Here is a 238-nt window from a genome sequence, read left to right as displayed (position 1 = left end):
ACCCTGCACGGCGTCCGCGAACCGCACCCGCTGACGCAGGTTGCGATACCAGTACCCGCCGTCCAGACCAGCTGTGTCGATGAGTTCGGCCTCGGTGGTGGAGAAGAACGGCACCACACCCAAACGCGGGACCACCGGTGCCAGAACCTCGGCCAGCTCGGCCTCGATGGCCTCCACATGCCTCGTGTGGGAGGCGTAATCCACCGGGATACGACGCGCCCGGATCTCCCCCGCCTCG

1 protein-coding gene is annotated in these 238 nt (G+C 67.6%); it reads right to left on the bottom strand.

The features are described 5' to 3' along the window. A partial coding sequence (locus IH68_RS51545; RefSeq protein WP_037886834.1) for an acyltransferase domain-containing protein occupies nt 1-238 on the bottom strand: 238 nt, incomplete at both ends.

It is taken from the genome of Streptomyces sp. NRRL S-646 (assembly GCF_000720765.1).
Classification (GTDB): Bacteria; Actinomycetota; Actinomycetes; order Streptomycetales; family Streptomycetaceae; genus Streptomyces.
The sequence above is the reverse complement of the archived record's forward strand: the minus strand, read 5'-3'. Positions and strand labels throughout refer to the sequence as shown.